At 73.9% G+C, this 14,349-nt stretch carries 15 protein-coding genes and 1 riboswitch; of the genes, 8 read left to right on the forward strand and 7 right to left on the reverse strand.

Features of this window, described 5'->3' with window-relative positions:
* Positions 1–20: 20 nt before the first annotated feature.
* The 4 genes from ACZ6X9_RS12400 to ACZ6X9_RS12415 form a co-directional block, all read right to left on the reverse strand.
* Positions 21–521: a hypothetical protein gene (locus ACZ6X9_RS12400; RefSeq protein WP_469777939.1), complete on the reverse strand. Its 501-nt coding sequence runs from the start codon at positions 519–521 to the stop codon at positions 21–23.
* 90 nt (positions 522–611) lie between these two features.
* Positions 612–1,295 (reverse strand): thiamine phosphate synthase, encoded by a 684-nt coding sequence (thiE, locus tag ACZ6X9_RS12405; RefSeq protein WP_469777940.1) that lies wholly within the window; start codon positions 1,293–1,295, stop codon positions 612–614.
* Positions 1,296–1,374: 79 nt separating this feature from the next.
* Positions 1,375–1,740: an Rv2175c family DNA-binding protein gene (locus ACZ6X9_RS12410; RefSeq protein ID WP_469777941.1), complete on the reverse strand. Its 366-nt coding sequence runs from the start codon at positions 1,738–1,740 to the stop codon at positions 1,375–1,377.
* A 181-nt stretch (positions 1,741–1,921) separates the two neighbouring features.
* On the reverse strand, positions 1,922–3,205 hold the full coding sequence (locus tag ACZ6X9_RS12415; protein WP_469777942.1) for an NAD(P)/FAD-dependent oxidoreductase: 1,284 nt from the start codon (positions 3,203–3,205) through the stop codon (positions 1,922–1,924).
* Positions 3,206–3,348: 143 nt separating this feature from the next.
* Positions 3,349–3,461: riboswitch (TPP riboswitch) on the forward strand.
* On the opposite strand from ACZ6X9_RS12415, the gene thiO reads away from it, so the two are divergent.
* The 5 genes from thiO to ACZ6X9_RS12440 all read left to right on the forward strand — a co-directional run bounded on the left by thiO (position 3,459) and on the right by ACZ6X9_RS12440 (position 8,726).
* On the forward strand, positions 3,459–4,655 hold the full coding sequence (gene thiO / locus ACZ6X9_RS12420; protein WP_469777943.1) for a glycine oxidase ThiO: 1,197 nt from the start codon (positions 3,459–3,461) through the stop codon (positions 4,653–4,655). Its footprint overlaps the riboswitch before it by 3 nt.
* Positions 4,652–4,903 carry a sulfur carrier protein ThiS gene (thiS, locus tag ACZ6X9_RS12425; protein WP_469777944.1) on the forward strand — a complete coding sequence of 84 codons (252 nt, stop codon included), beginning with the start codon at positions 4,652–4,654 and terminating at the stop codon, positions 4,901–4,903. Before thiO ends, thiS begins: the two co-directional genes overlap by 4 nt.
* 1 nt (position 4,904) lies before the next feature.
* Positions 4,905–5,708, forward strand: coding sequence for a thiazole synthase (locus tag ACZ6X9_RS12430; protein ID WP_469777945.1), 804 nt, complete (start codon positions 4,905–4,907; stop codon positions 5,706–5,708).
* Positions 5,709–5,889: 181 nt separating this feature from the next.
* Positions 5,890–7,848: a Stk1 family PASTA domain-containing Ser/Thr kinase gene (pknB, locus tag ACZ6X9_RS12435; protein WP_469777946.1), complete on the forward strand. Its 1,959-nt coding sequence runs from the start codon at positions 5,890–5,892 to the stop codon at positions 7,846–7,848.
* A complete protein-coding gene (locus ACZ6X9_RS12440; protein WP_469777947.1) occupies positions 7,848–8,726 on the forward strand; it encodes a deoxyribonuclease IV in 879 nt (292 codons plus the stop codon). Before pknB ends, ACZ6X9_RS12440 begins: the two co-directional genes overlap by 1 nt.
* 126 nt (positions 8,727–8,852) lie before the next feature.
* On the opposite strand, the gene ACZ6X9_RS12445 is transcribed toward ACZ6X9_RS12440, so the two are convergent.
* A complete protein-coding gene (locus ACZ6X9_RS12445; protein ID WP_469777948.1) occupies positions 8,853–9,494 on the reverse strand; it encodes a sulfite oxidase-like oxidoreductase in 642 nt (213 codons plus the stop codon).
* 155 nt (positions 9,495–9,649) lie between these two features.
* Here ACZ6X9_RS12445 and bfr point away from each other — a divergent pair, with 155 nt between their 5' ends.
* On the forward strand, positions 9,650–10,141 hold the full coding sequence (gene bfr / locus ACZ6X9_RS12450) for a bacterioferritin (RefSeq protein ID WP_469777949.1): 492 nt from the start codon (positions 9,650–9,652) through the stop codon (positions 10,139–10,141).
* Here the strand turns inward: bfr and ACZ6X9_RS12455 are convergent.
* Positions 10,138–10,494 (reverse strand): (2Fe-2S)-binding protein, encoded by a 357-nt coding sequence (locus ACZ6X9_RS12455; protein WP_469777950.1) that lies wholly within the window; start codon positions 10,492–10,494, stop codon positions 10,138–10,140. The two genes, bfr and ACZ6X9_RS12455, sit on opposite strands and share 4 nt — an antisense overlap.
* A 146-nt stretch (positions 10,495–10,640) precedes the next feature.
* Positions 10,641–11,990, reverse strand: coding sequence for a class II 3-deoxy-7-phosphoheptulonate synthase (locus tag ACZ6X9_RS12460; protein WP_469777951.1), 1,350 nt, complete (start codon positions 11,988–11,990; stop codon positions 10,641–10,643).
* Positions 11,991–12,090: 100 nt separating this feature from the next.
* On the opposite strand from ACZ6X9_RS12460, the gene ACZ6X9_RS12465 reads away from it, so the two are divergent.
* Both ACZ6X9_RS12465 and ACZ6X9_RS12470 read left to right on the forward strand, forming a co-directional pair.
* Positions 12,091–12,147: a trp operon leader peptide gene (locus ACZ6X9_RS12465; protein ID WP_469778637.1), complete on the forward strand. Its 57-nt coding sequence runs from the start codon at positions 12,091–12,093 to the stop codon at positions 12,145–12,147.
* Between the two features lie 91 nt (positions 12,148–12,238).
* Positions 12,239–14,215 carry an anthranilate synthase family protein gene (locus ACZ6X9_RS12470; protein ID WP_469777952.1) on the forward strand — a complete coding sequence of 659 codons (1,977 nt, stop codon included), beginning with the start codon at positions 12,239–12,241 and terminating at the stop codon, positions 14,213–14,215.
* Positions 14,216–14,349: the final 134 nt, after the last annotated feature.

Genomic DNA, 14,349 nt, shown 5'->3' on the forward strand with positions numbered 1-14,349 from the left:
GAGCGGTTCAGCCGAGCGGTTCAGCCGCCGAGCTTCGGCAGGCCGCCCAGCCCGCCGGGCAGCTTGGCGCCGCCGCCCTGCCGCGTGAAGGTCTCCTTCGGGCCGCCCTCCCAGAAGACGACCAGGGAGGTGGCGTCGGACTTCTCGATCAGCCCCATCGACCGCTTCTCGCCGTTGTCCGAGCACTTGAGCATGAAGGACTTGCCGCGGAGGGGGCCGGTGCAGGTCCGCTTGCCGCCGTCGGACGCCAGGGCGACCTGCCCGGCGGCGATGGTCAGGGCGACCGGTCCGTCGGCGGTCCGCGCCAGGTAGACGCCCTCGGGGGAGCCGGCGGCCGGCTTGCCCTCGGAGCCGCCTCCGGTCGCACCGCCGCCCTGGGCGGGAGCGGCGGACCGGGCCGTCGCCTGGTCCGGCTTGGCGTCGGCCTTCTTGCCGTCCTTGTCGTCACCGCCGCTGGAGCATCCCGTCATCAGCACAGCGGCCACCAGTGCCGCCCCCGTGATCCGTGCTGCCTCGCGCACCGGCCGTCTCCTTCTGCCATGATCCAAAGTTGAACAGGAACACGACAACCTACCGGAGCCGACGGCCGCCCCACGGCCGGATGGCGCGCCTCAGTCCCGCTCGCGGATCCGGCGGGCCAGTCGGGCGGCGGCGTCACCGGGGTCGTCGGCCTCGGTCAGGGCGCGGACGACGACGATCCGCCGGGCCCCGGCGTCCAGGACCTGGTCGAGGTTGCCCTCGTCGATGCCGCCGATGGCGAACCAGGGCCGCTCGGGCCGCAGCGCCGCGGTGTGCCGGACCAGGGAGAGACCGGGCGCGGGGCGGCCGGGCTTGGTGGGCGTGGGCCAGCAGGGGCCGGTGCAGAAGTAGTCCACGCCCGGTTCGCTCATCGCCGCCTCGGCCTCGGCCTCGCTGTGCGTGGAACGGCCGATCAGCACGTCGTCGCCGAGGACGGCCCGCGCGGCGGGCACGGGCAGGTCGCCCTGGCCCAGGTGCAGGACGTCGGCGCGGATCGCGTGGGCGACGTCGGCGCGGTCGTTCACCGCGAGCAGCCGGCCGTGCCGGCGGGCGGCGTCGGCCAGGACGGGCAGGTGCTCCAGCTCCTCACCGGCCTCCATGCCCTTGTCGCGGAGCTGTACGACGTCCACGCCGCCGGCGAGGACCGCCTCCAGGAACTCCGGCAGGTCGCCCTGGCGCTTGCGCGCGTCGGTGCACAGGTACAGGCGGGCCCCCGCGAGGGCCTCGCGGGCGGAGCCGGCCGGGGCGTGCGGGAGCGTACGGGCGGTGGCGGACATCGTGGGTTCCCCCCGGGGTCGGCGGTGCGCGGACGGGACGGGCCCGTCCGCGCACCGCGGGCGGTTCACTGCGGAACGGTCAGACGGCGAGCGCCTGGGCGCGCCGCTTCACCTCCGTGCCGCGATTCTCCCGCAGCGCCTGCGCGGGCGTGCCCGGCAGGGTGGGGTCGGGAGTGAACAGCCACTCCAGCATCTCCTCGTCGGTGAACCCGTCGTCCTTGAGCAGGGTCAGGGTCCCGGCGAGGCCCTTGATCACCTTGCCCTCGCCGATGAAGGCGGCGGGCACCTGGAGCGCCCGGTTCTCCCCGCGGCGCACGGCGATCAGTTGGCCCTCCTTCACCAACTGCCGTACGCGTGTCACCTCCACGTCGAGCATCTCGGCGATGTCGGGGAGGGTGAGCCACTCGGAGACGAGGGCGTCGATCTTCGTGTCAATCTCGGTCACGGGACAAGCCTGCCATCCGCCACGGACAGCCGGTACCCGGGGACACCCGGGGGAGGCGGTTTGGCCCGTCCGGCGTTCGAGGTCAACCGCGCGGAGCGCGGTTTCAGAGGGCACGGGGGCTCGCCCCCTCAAGAAACGGTGAAAGTGGGGGTCCCCCCTCCGGGGGAGGGACCGGGGCACCTCACCCCACCGCCGCCTTCAGCGGCACCGCCGGATCGGCCACCCGCGCCCGGTCCACGACCGCGCCCTTCTCGATCAGCTTCCGTCCCTGCGCCAGGTCCCGCGGCCGCCCCACGGCCAGCACCGCGACCAGGACGCCGGCGCGCAGCCAGCACACCGTCCACGCCGCCCCCGCCGGATCCCCGCGCCACACCAGTTCGTCGGCGGCCGCGTGGTGCCCCGCGTACTGCACGAACCGCCCGAACTGCTCGGACCAGAAGTACGGCACCGGGTCGTAGACCGGCCCCTCGGCCGGCCCGTGCGCGATGTTCGCCGCGACGGTCTTCGGCCCCTGGAGGGCGTTGTCCCAGTGGTGGACGAGGAGCCGTTCGCCGTACCGGGCGGAGGGGAAGGAGGCGCAGTCCCCGACCGCGTACACGTCCGGGACGGACGTCCGCAGCCGGTCGTCGGTGACGACGGACCGGTCCGCCGCGAGCTCGACGCCCGAGCCGGCGAGCCAGTTGGTGGCCGGCCGCGCGCCGATGCCCACCACGACGGCGTCGGCGGTGAGCCGCGTCCCGTCCGCCAGCAGCACGGCGCCCGGCTCCAGGGCGGCCACCCGGGCGCCGGTGAGCAGCCGGGCACCGCTCTGGGCGTACCAGTCGGCCATGTGCGCGGCGACCTCGGCGGGCAGCGCCCCGGCCAGCGGCCGGTCGGCGGCCTCGACGACGGTCACCCGGCAGTTGGCCTCGCGGGCGGCGGTGGCGAACTCGGCGCCGATCCAGCCGGCGCCGACGGCGACCACGTCGCCCTTGCGCTCCAGCAGCGGGCGCAGCCGCTCCGCGTCGTCCAGGGTGCGCAGCAGGTGCACGCCCGGCAGGTCCTCGGCGCCGGGCAGTTGGACCGGCTCGGCGCCGGTGGCCACCACCAGGACGTCGTACGGGACCGGGCCGCGCACCGTGTCGACCTCGTGGTCGGCGGGGCGCAGGCCGGTGACCTCCAGCCCGAGTCGGAGCTCGATGTCCAGGGAGGCGAAGTCGACCTCGAAGGCGGACCCCTCCGCCTTGCCGAGCAGCACCGCCTTGGACAGCGGCGGCCGGTCGTAGGGCGGGTGGGGCTCGGCGCCCAGCAGGGTGATCGTGCCCTCCCAGCCCTGCTCGCGGAGGGCGACGGCGGTCTGCACGCCGGCCATGCCGGCGCCGGCCACGACGACGCGCCGCCGCGCCGTGCCCCCGGCTGTGTCCTCGGCTGTGTCCTCGGAGTGCCCGGGGGCCGTACCACTGCGGGTGTTCGTCTGCTCACTCACCTGATCACTGTAGGGGGGCGGACGAGGTCTCCCGGAGCACCGTGCGGCGAGACCTCCGACACAACACCACCGCGCCGCGCGCCTTCCGGCGGCCTCCCGCCGCCTTCCGCCGCGTTCGCGGCCCGTACTAGGGTGGCCGGTGCACAAGCACTCGCGGGAGCCCGGACGGACCGGGCTGAGAGGGAGGCTGGACGGCCTCCGACCGTACGAACCTGATCCGGGTCATGCCGGCGAAGGGAGGGGCTGGACGCCCATGCACGCGTCTTCTCGCTCAGCACCGTACGACGCCCTGGTGGTCGGCGGCGGGATCATCGGCCTGGTGACCGCCTGGCGGGCGGCCCAGCGGGGCCTGCGGACCGCGGTCGCCGACCCGGCGCCCGGCGGCGGGGCCGCCCTGGTGGCGGCCGGAATGCTGGCGGCCGTCACCGAACTGCACTACGGCGAGCAGGCGCTGCTCGCCCTCAACCTGGCCTCCGCCCGCCGCTACCCCGGCTTCACGGCCGAGCTGGAGGAGGCGAGCGGCCGGGACACCGGCTACCGCGCCTGCGGCACCCTGGCCGTCGCCCTCGACGCCGACGACCGCGCCCACCTGCGCGAACTCGGCGCGTTCCAGCAGCGCTGCGGCCTCGACGCCCAGTGGCTGTCCGGCCGTGAGTGCCGCCGCCTGGAGCCGATGCTCGCCCCGGGCGTCCAGGGCGGCCTGCGGGTGGACGGCGACCACCAGACCGACCCCCGGCGGCTGGCCGCCGCCCTGCTGACCGCGTGCGAACGTGCCGGAGTGGCCTTCCACCGCGCGGCGGCCGCCCGGGTGCTGCTGGACGGCGACCGGGCCGTCGGCGTCGAACTCGCCGACGGCGAGCGGGTCGCCGCCGGTCAGACCGTGCTGGCGGCCGGCAGCCACAGCGGCCGGCTGGCCGGGTTGCCGGACGACGTCCTGCCGCCGGTCCGCCCGGTCAAGGGCCAGACCCTGCGGCTGCGCGTCCCCGAGGCGTACCGGCCGTTCCTCTCCCGCACCGTCCGGGCGGTCGTCCGCGGCGGTCACGTCTACCTGGTCCCCCGCGAGAACGGCGAGCTGGTGATCGGCGCGACCAGCGAGGAACTCGGCTGGGACACCACCGTCACCGCCGGCGGCGTCTACGAGCTGCTGCGCGACGCGCACGAGCTGGTGCCCGGCCTCACCGAACTGCCGCTCGCCGAGACCTCGGCCGGGCTGCGCCCCGGCTCCCCCGACAACGCGCCCCTGCTCGGCCCGACCGGACTCCCCGGCCTCCACCTGGCCACCGGCCACCACCGCAACGGCGTCCTGCTGACCCCGCTCACCGGCGACGTCATGGCCGAGGTGCTCACCACCGGACGGCTGCCCGAGGAGGCCCGTCCGTTCAGCCCCCGCCGGTTCGCCGCGCCGGCCGGCCCCCGCCCGTCCTCCCTCGCTCAGGAGCCCTCCGCATGACCGGCACGGAATCGCCCCGCGTCTCCGGCACCCCCGCCGTCCACACGGTCCACGTCAACGGCGAGCGGCGCACCGTCCCGCCCGGGACCACCCTCGCCACGCTCGTCACAGGCCTCACGGGCGCCGACTCCCCCGGCGGCGTCGCCGCCGCCGTCAACGAGACCGTCGTCCCGCGCGGCCGCTGGGCGGACACGCCCCTGCGCGACGGCGACCGGGTCGAGATCCTCACCGCGGTCCAGGGAGGCTGACATGGCGGACGACGTGCTCACCATCGCCGGCACCCCCTTCACCTCCCGCCTCATCATGGGCACGGGCGGGGCACCCAGCCTCGACGTCCTGGAACGGGCCCTCCTCGCCTCGGGCACCGAACTCACCACCGTCGCGATGCGCCGCCTCGACCCGGCGGTCCGCGGCTCGGTCCTCTCCGTGCTCGAACGGCACGGCATCCGGGCCCTGCCCAACACGGCCGGCTGCTTCACCGCCGGCGAGGCCGTCCTCACCGCCCGGCTGGCCCGCGAGGCGCTGGGCACCGACTGGGTGAAGCTGGAGGTCATCGCCGACGAGCGCACCCTGCTGCCCGACCCCATCGAGCTGCTCGACGCCGCCGAGATCCTGGTCGACGACGGCTTCACCGTCCTGCCGTACACCAACGACGACCCGGTCCTGGCCCGCCGCCTGGAGGACGTCGGCTGCGCCGCGATCATGCCCCTCGGCTCCCCCATCGGCTCCGGCCTCGGCATCCGCAACCCGCACAACTTCCAGCTCATCACGGAACGGGCGAAGGTCCCGGTGATCCTGGACGCGGGCGCGGGCACGGCGTCGGACGCCGCCCTGGCCATGGAACTCGGCTGTGCCGCCGTCATGCTCGCCTCGGCGGTGACGCGCGCCCAGGAGCCGGTCCTCATGGCGGAGGCGATGCGGCACGCGGTGGAGGCGGGCCGGCTGGCGCACCGGGCGGGACGGATCCCGCGCCGCCACTTCGCGGAGGCGTCGTCGCCCACGGCGGGCAGGGCGGTCCTGGACCCGGAGCGGCCGGCGTTCAGCGCGCGCTGAGAGGGGTGGCCCCGGCCATTTCGGCCCGTCCGGCGTCTGAGGACGAGCGGCGGAGCCGCGAAAAGGGGGCCCGGGGCGCGGCCCCGGGAAACGGCGAAAGGGGGGACCGGGGCACGACCACCCCGCCGTCCGGACGCACGAGCGTACGGCCCGCCCCCGATCACTCGTAGACTCGTCAACCGTGGATACGACCCTGCCGGACCCCTTCGTCGACCAGTTGCTCGACGGCCGCTACCGCATCGAGGCGCGGGTAGCCGCGGGCGGCATGGCCACGGTGTACCGGGCCCTGGACACCCGGCTCGACCGGGTGGTCGCCGTGAAGGTGATGCACCCCGCCCTCGCCGCGGACAAGGTCTTCGTCGAGCGCTTCATCCGGGAGGCCAAGTCCGCCGCGCGCCTGGACCACCCGAACGTGGTGGGCGTCTACGACCAGGGGACGGATCGCGGATTCGTCTACCTCGCGATGGAGTACGTGGCCGGCTGCACCCTGCGGGACGTGCTGCGCGAGCGGGGCGCGCTCCAGCCGAGGGCGGCGCTGGACATCGTGGAGCCGGTGCTGGCCGCGCTGGGCGCCGCCCACCGCGCGGGGCTGGTGCACCGGGACATGAAGCCGGAGAACGTGCTGATCGGCGACGACGGCCGGGTCAAGGTCGCCGACTTCGGACTGGCCCGCACCGTGGGCACCAGCAGCGCCACCAACACGGGGTCCATCCTGGGCACCGTCTCCTACCTCGCGCCCGAGCAGATCGAGCACGGCACGGCGGACACCCGCACCGACGTCTACGCGTGCGGCGTCGTCCTCTACGAGATGCTCACCGGCGTCAAGCCGCACAGCGGCGCCAGCCCCGCCCAGATCCTCTACCAGCACCTGCACCGGGACGTGCCGCCGCCGTCGCAGGAGGTCCCGGGGATGGCCCCGGAGCTCGACGACCTGGTGACGGTGGCCACCGCCCGCGACCCCGAGCTGCGGCCGTCGGACGCCGTCGGCATGCTCGGCCTGGTCCGGGCCGCGCGCGCGACGCTGACCCGCGAGCAACTGGACGCCCGGCCCCCGCTGGCCGGGGAGCGGGTCGCGGTGGACGACGAGGACCCGACGAGCGTCCTGCCGCGTCCGGTCACCGCGCAGCCGCTGCCTCCGGCGGAGGCGCCCGCACCGGACCCGATGGACATGACGGCGCGCATCGACGGCGCCCTCGAGCCCCCGCCGCCCGCTCCCCCGGCCCGCCCCCGGCGGCTCGCCGCCCTGCGGCGCCGGCCGCGGCGCGCGGTGCTGGTGGTGGCCGGTGTGCTGCTGGCGCTGCTGGCCGCTACGGGCGTGTGGTACATCAACGCCGGTCAGTTCACCTCCGTCCCCGCCGTGCTGGACCTGACCCAGGCGGACGCGGAGAAGAAGCTGGACAAGGCCGGGCTCAAGCTGCGGATCCGGCCCGAGTTCAGCGACACCGTCGAGCGCGGCCACGTGATGTCCACCGACCCCAAGCCCGGCGAGCGCATCCGGCACACCGGCCGGGTGACGGTGGTCGTCTCGCGCGGCCCGGAGCGGGCCGAGGTGCCCAACGTCGTCGGCATGCGGCTGGACGAGGCGAAGAAACGGATCACCCAGGCGGGTCTGACGGTCGGCGACGTCCGGACGCAGTTCAGCGACGAGACCCCGCAGGGCGAGGTGCTCGCCAGCGACCCCCGGGGCGGTGACGAGCGCCGCCCCGACACGCCGGTGTCGCTGATCGTCAGCAAGGGCGAGCCGGTGGAGGTGCCGGACGTGTCCGGCCTGTCGCCCGACGACGCCCAGTCCGTGCTGGGCGACGCGGGCCTGCGGATCAAGGTCTCGGACGCGCAGGTCTACTCCGACCGGGACAAGGGCGACGTCGCCGAGCAGTCCCCCGCCCGGGGCGTGCAGGCGGCCAAGGGCGACACCGTGACCGTCACCCTGTCCAAGGGCAAGGAGATGCTCACCGTCCCCGACGTCACCGGGAAGAGCGAGGCCGAGGCCAAGCGGATCCTGGCCGCCGCGGGCTTCGAGGTCCGGGTGGACCGGCCGTTCTTCTTCCCCCGCGACTCCGTGGAGAGCCAGTCGGTCCGGGCCGGCGACAAGGCCGCGCGCGGCGACACGATCACCATCCGCCTCAAGGGAGCACTGTGATGTCCGGCACCGCGACGGCGGGCATACCCCGCAACCCCGTCGGCGGCCACATCCCGGTGGCCGGCGGCCTGGCCCGCACCGGCCTGCCGTACGCACGCGAGATCGGCGCCGAGGCCGTCCAGGTCTTCGTCGCCAACCCGCGCGGCTGGGCGACCCCGCCCGGCAGCCCGCGGCAGGACGAGGAGTTCCGCGCGGGCTGCGCGGAAGCCGGGCTGCCGGTGTACGCCCACGCGCCGTACCTGATCAACTTCGGCTCCCACACCGAGGCGACCGCCGAGCGGTCCGTCGAATCACTGCGGCACTCCCTGCGGCGAGGCCGGCAGATCGGCGCCCGGGGCGTCGTCGTCCACACCGGCGCGGCCACCGGCGGCCGGCCGCGCGCCGAGGCCCTGGCCCAGGTGGGCGAACGGCTGCTGCCGCTCCTCGACGAGCTCACGGACGACGAGGACCCTCGCCTGCTGCTGGAGCCGACGGCCGGGCAGGGGGCGTCGCTCTGCTCCTGGATCGCCGATCTCGGCCCCTACTTCGAGGTGCTCGCGCACCACCCGAAGCTCGGCGTCTGCCTCGACACGTGCCACCTCTTCGCGGCGGGCCATGACCTCGCCGCTCCCGGCGGCATGAAGGCGGCTTTGGACGAGCTCGTCTCCGTCGTGGGGCCGGGGCGGCTCGGCCTCATCCATGCGAACGACTCCAAGGATGTGGCCGGGGCGCACAAGGACCGGCACGAGAACATCGGCGCCGGTCATATCGGGGCCGCGCCGTTCGCGGAGCTGTTCTCCCACCCGGAGACGGCGGGCGTCCCGCTGACGATCGAGACGCCGGGCGGGAAGGACGGGCACGCGGCGGATGTGGCGCGGCTGAAGGGGTTGCGGGGCTGAGGCCCCGGGGAGTCGCCCCGGCCCCTCCCTTTCACCGTTTCTTGCGGGGGCAAGCCCCCGCACCCCCGAAACCGCGCTCCGCGCGGTTGTCCTCAAACGCCGGACGGGCTCACCCTCCAGGGACCCCTAAAGCTCGGGCCCGTCCCCCGGCGCCTCCTGGTACGAGTACCGCTGCTCCGCCCACGGGTCCCCCACGTTGTGGTACCCGCGTTCCTCCCAGAACCCCCGCCGATCAGCCCTCATGTACTCGACACCCCGCACCCACTTCGGCCCCTTCCACGCATACAGATGAGGCACCGCGAGCCGCACGGGAAACCCGTGTTCGGCGGTCAGCAGTTCACCGTCCTTGTGCGTGGCGAAGATCGACCGGTCGGAGGCGAAGTCGGAGAGCCGCAGGTTGGAGCTGTAGCCGTACTCGGCCCAGACCATGACGTGGGTGACGTCGGGCGCGGGAGGGGCGAGGTCGAGGATGGTGCGGGTGGCGACGCCGCCCCACTCGGCGTCGAGGACGCTGTACTTGGTGACGCAGTGCAGGTCGGCGACGACCGTCGTGTACGGCAGGGCCGAGAACTCCTCGTGCGTCCAGCAGCGCTTGTCGCCGTCGGCGGTCGCGCCGAAGACCCGGAACTCCCAGCGGTCCGGGCGGAACCGCGGTACGGGCCCGTAGTGGGTCACCGGCCAGCCGCGCTGGAGACGCTGCCCCGGAGGCAGCCGGAGATGTTCCCCTTTACGGCTTTCCGACTGACCCGACCGTCCCGACTGACCCATGCCTCCATGGTGTCAGACCCCGGCGGATGCCGGTGACCGGGGGCCGCCCGCTATCCCGACAACTCCCACTAAGTGTGCACTTACTGGACGGCCCGGTGGGCCGGTGCGAGGATGCGCGCATCCTGCCGGTATGAGCTTGGGAAGGAGCCCGCGCGATGCAGGGCGACCCGGAGATCATCGAATTCCTCAACGAGCAACTGACGGGCGAGCTGACCGCCATCAACCAGTACTTCCTGCACGCGAAGATGCAGGAACACCACGGCTGGACCAAGATCGCGGAACACACGCGGGCGGAGTCGTTCGACGAGATGCGGCACGCCGAGGTCCTCACGGACCGGATCATCTTCCTGGAGGGGCTGCCCAACTACCAGCGGCTCTTCCACGTCCGCGTGGGGCAGACGATCACGGAGATGTTCCAGGCCGACCGGCAGGTCGAGGTGGAGGCGATCGACCGCCTCCGGCGCGGGGTGGAGGTGATGCGGGCCAAGGGCGACATCACCTCGGCGAACATCTTCGAGTCGATCCTCGCGGACGAGGAGGACCACATCGACTACCTCGACACCCAACTGGAGCTGATCGAGAAGCTGGGTGAGCCGCTGTACCTGGCGCAGTTCATCGAGCAGTCGAGCGGCGAGGCGTCACACTAGGCCGCGCGGGCGATCCCGTCCGCCGGCGGCACGGGCGGCGCCACCGGTGGTACGGCCGGCACGGTCGGTACGGACGACACCGGCGGTACGGAGGGGGCGGGCGGCGCGGCCGGCCCCGCCGTCGGTACGAGCGCGTTCGGGTCGGCGCCCAGCGGATCCCGGGAGCCCCGGTCCACCAGTTCCCGCCGCGGGCAGGCGCCCCGCCCGAGCAGGGCCTGGATGCGCCGTACGCAGCTTCCGCAGTCCGTGCCCGCCTTGCTCGCGGACGCGATCTGCCGGGGCGTGCACGCGCCGTTCTCCGCGTGCTCACGCACCTGCTGCTCCGTGATGCCGAAGCACGAGCAGACGTACACGCGGTCACCGCCTCGCCGAAGGAGAAGATCAAAAAGGTAGGTAACCCTTACCTTACCCGCACCGCTCCGGCGGCGACAACGCGCGGGTACGCCGAGGGGCGCGGATCACAGATCCGCGCCCCTCGCGTATGCCGGGTCAACGACCCTCACTGGTCCCGGTACATCTCCGCGACCAGGAAAGCCAGGTCCAGCGACTGACTGCGGTTGAGCCGCGGGTCGCAGGCCGTCTCGTACCGCTGGTGGAGATCGTCGACGAAGATCTCGTCGCCGCCGCCCACGCACTCGGTGACGTCGTCGCCGGTGAGCTCGACGTGGATGCCGCCCGGGTGGGTGCCCAGCTCCTTGTGGACCTCGAAGAAGCCCTTGACCTCGTCCAGCACGTCGTCGAAGCGACGGGTCTTGTGGCCCGAGGCCGCCTCGAAGGTGTTGCCGTGCATCGGGTCGGAGACCCACACCACCTGGGCACCGGACGCCGTGACCTTCTCCACCAGGGTGGGCAGCTTGTCGCGGATCTTGTCCGCGCCCATCCGGGTGATGAAGGTCAGCCGGCCCGGCTCGCGCTCCGGGTCCAGCCGCTCGATGAGGGTCAGCGCCTCCTCGGGCGTGGTCGTCGGACCCAGCTTGACCCCGATCGGGTTGCGGATCTTCGACGCGAACTCGATGTGCGCCCCGTCCAACTGCCGGGTGCGCTCGCCGATCCACACCATGTGGCCCGACACGTCGTACAGCCGGCCGGTCCGCGAGTCGACGCGGGTCAGCGCCGACTCGTAGTCCAGGATCAGCGCCTCGTGGGAGGCGTAGAACTCGACGGTCCTGAACTCCTCCGGGTCCACCCCGCAGGCGTTCATGAAGTTCATCGCCCGGTCGATCTCCCGCGCCAACTGCTCGTAGCGCTGGCCGGAGGGCGAGGAGCGGACGAAGTCCTGGTTCCAGGCGTGCACCTGGCGCAGGTCCGCGTAACCGCCCGTGGTGAAGGCGCGCACCAGGTTCAGCGTGGACGCCGACGCCTGGTACATCCGCTTCAGCCGCTGCGGGTCCGGGGTACGGGCCTCCGGCGTGAAGGCGAAGCCGTTCACCGAGTCGCCCCGGTAGGTCGGCAGGGTCACGCCGTCCCGGGTCTCGGTCGGCTTGGAACGCGGCTTGCTGTACTGGCCGGCGATCCGGCCGACCTTGACGACCGGCACGGAACCGGCGTACGTGAGCACCGCCCCCATCTGGAGCAGCGTCTTGAGCTTGTTGCGGATCTGGTCCGCGCCGACCGCGTCGAACGCCTCGGCGCAGTCGCCGCCCTGGAGCAGGAACGCCTCGCCCCGGGCCACGGCGGCCAGACGCTGACGCAACTGGTCGCACTCACCGGCGAAGACCAGCGGCGGATAGGACTCGAGCTCGGCGATCACATCGCGCAGAGCCTCGGAGTCCGGCCAGTCAGGCTGCTGCGCCGCGGGCAGGGAGCGCCAGGTGTTGCCACCGGCGTGGATTTCAGCGTTCACGGTCACGCTCCCACATTACGGGGTGCGGGCACCCGTCCATCCGGAGGACCGGACTGTGAGACGAACTTCTCCGCCATCCGGCACATCATCCGGTAAGGTGCGCGGCATGTACGCGTACAGCAACCAGAACTGGTGGTGGACCGCTCATCCGGCGGCCCACTGACTGCGCGTACCCAACCGACGCGAGGCCGCCCGAGGGGCGGCCTTCGGCGTTTCCGGGCCCGGCCGTTCCTCTCCCACCGGAAGGAACCCCCGTGCACGACACCACGACCGCCGCCCTCCCCGCCCTCCTGGCCCGGCTCACCGCCCCGGACCACCCGCCGTTCGCCCTTCTCCACCGCCGCACCCCCGGCCTGGCCGGGGACACCGTCGAACTGCTCACCGGCCCGGTCGCCGAGGCCGGACGCCTGGCGGACATCGCCCTGCCCGACGGCCCGCCCGCGGCCGGCGCCCCGGCGCACGACGCGCTGGCCCTCGTCCCGTTCCGGCAACTGCGCGAGCGCGGCTTCGAGGTCCACGACGACGGCACGCCGCTGCTCGTCCTGCGCCCCGAGGAGACGTACGAGCTCCCGCTCGCGGACGTCCTCGCCGCGCTCCCCGCGCACGAGGTGCGGGTGGAGGGCGGCGCGTTCGACGTCGGCGACGAGGAGTACGCCCGGACCGTCGAGCGGGTCGTCCGGGACGAGATCGGCGGCGGCGAAGGGGCGGACTTCGTCGTCCGCCGCACTTTCGAGGGCGAGATCCACGGTTTCGGACCGGCCGACGCGCTGGCCCTCTTCCGCCGGCTGCTGTCCGGCGAGCGCGGCGCGTACTGGACGTACGTCGTGCACACCGGCGACCGGACGCTGGTCGGGGCCAGCCCCGAGGTCCACGTCCGGATGTCCGGCGGCACGGTGGTGATGAACCCGATCAGCGGCACCTACCGCTACCCGGCCGAGGGGCCGTCCGCCGAGGGGCTGCTCGCCTTCCTCCACGACCGCAAGGAGGTGGAGGAACTGTCCATGGTCGTGGACGAGGAGCTGAAGATGATGTGCACCGTCGGCGACATGGGCGGCGTGGTGGTCGGCCCGCGGCTGCGCGAGATGGCCCACCTCGCGCACACCGAGTACGAACTGCGCGGACGGTCGTCGCTGGACGTGCGGGAGGTGCTGAAGGAGACGATGTTCGCGGCGACGGTCACCGGATCGCCGGTGGAGAACGCCTGTCGCGTCATCCGCCGCCACGAAGCCGACGGGCGCGGCTACTACGCGGGCGCCCTCGCCCTCATCGGCCGCGACGCGGGCGGCGCCCGCACCCTCGACTCCCCCATCCTCATCCGCACCGCCGACATCGACCGGCGCGGCCGGCTGCGGCTCTCCGTCGGCGCCACCCTCGTCCGGCACTCCGACCCGCGCGGCGAGATCGCCGAGACGCACGCCAAGGCGGCGGCCGTCCTGGCGGCGCTCGGCGTCCGGCCCCCCACCGGCCGCCCGGCCGCCGGCACCCCCGCCCGGCTCGCCGACGACCCGCGGGTGCGGGCCGCGCTGGACGCGCGGCGGGCGGACCTGGCGCCGTTCTGGCTCCGCATGCGGGAGCAGTCCCCCTCCGGTACGACGTCCGGGCACGCGCTCGTCGTCGACGCCGAGGACACGTTCACGGCGATGCTCGCACATCTGCTCCGGGCCTCCGGGCTCGCCGTCACCGTCCGCCGCTTCGACGAGCCCGGCCTGCGCGACGCCGCCCTCGCCCACCAGGGCCCGGTCGTGCTGGGCCCCGGCCCCGGCGACCCGTCCGACCCCGCCGACCCCCGCATGCGGCTGCTGCGCGGACTGACCGCCGACCTCCTCGCCGGCCACCGGCACGGCCTCCTCGGCGTCTGCCTCGGCCACGAACTCATCGCCGCCGAACTGGGACTGGACATCGTCCGGAAGGCGGTGCCCTTCCAGGGGGCGCAGGAGCGGATCGACTTCTTCGGGCGCTCCGAGACGGTCGGGTTCTACAACACGTTCACGGCGCGGTGCGGCGCCGCTGTCGCGGGAGAGCTGGCGGCGCACGGCGTCGAGGTCGCGGTGCACGCTGTGACGCGTGAGGTCCACGCACTGCGTGGGCCCGGCTTCGCCGGGGTGCAGTTCCATCCGGAGTCGGTGCTGACGCTGGACGGGGTGGGGGTGGTGTCGCGGCTGCTGGCCGCGGTGGGTGCGCCCCTGTCCCGCCCCTTCACCGTTTCCCGGGGAGGCCCCCGGACCCCCTGAAACCGCGCTCCGCGCGGTTGTCCTCAAACGCCGGACGGGCTGACCACAGCCCGTCCGGCGCTTCGGGGGGTGCGGGGGCCCGCCCCCGCAAGAAACGGTGAAGTGGGGGTCCCCCCTCTGGGGGAGGGACAGGG

Source organism: Streptomyces sp. NPDC052910, from assembly GCF_055585605.1.

Excerpts from the sequence above, each read along its gene's own strand:
- thiO (WP_469777943.1), top strand. The coding sequence starts at position 3,459 with ATGCACGCGTCTTCTCGCTCAGCACCGTACGACGCCCTGGTGGTCGGC.
- thiE (WP_469777940.1), bottom strand. The coding sequence starts at position 1,295 with ATGTCCGCCACCGCCCGTACGCTCCCGCACGCCCCGGCCGGCTCCGCC.
- ACZ6X9_RS12430 (WP_469777945.1), top strand. The coding sequence starts at position 4,905 with ATGGCGGACGACGTGCTCACCATCGCCGGCACCCCCTTCACCTCCCGC.
- ACZ6X9_RS12440 (WP_469777947.1), top strand. The coding sequence starts at position 7,848 with ATGTCCGGCACCGCGACGGCGGGCATACCCCGCAACCCCGTCGGCGGC.
- ACZ6X9_RS12445 (WP_469777948.1), bottom strand. The coding sequence starts at position 9,494 with ATGGGTCAGTCGGGACGGTCGGGTCAGTCGGAAAGCCGTAAAGGGGAA.
- thiS (WP_469777944.1), top strand. The coding sequence starts at position 4,652 with ATGACCGGCACGGAATCGCCCCGCGTCTCCGGCACCCCCGCCGTCCAC.
- bfr (WP_469777949.1), top strand. The coding sequence starts at position 9,650 with ATGCAGGGCGACCCGGAGATCATCGAATTCCTCAACGAGCAACTGACG.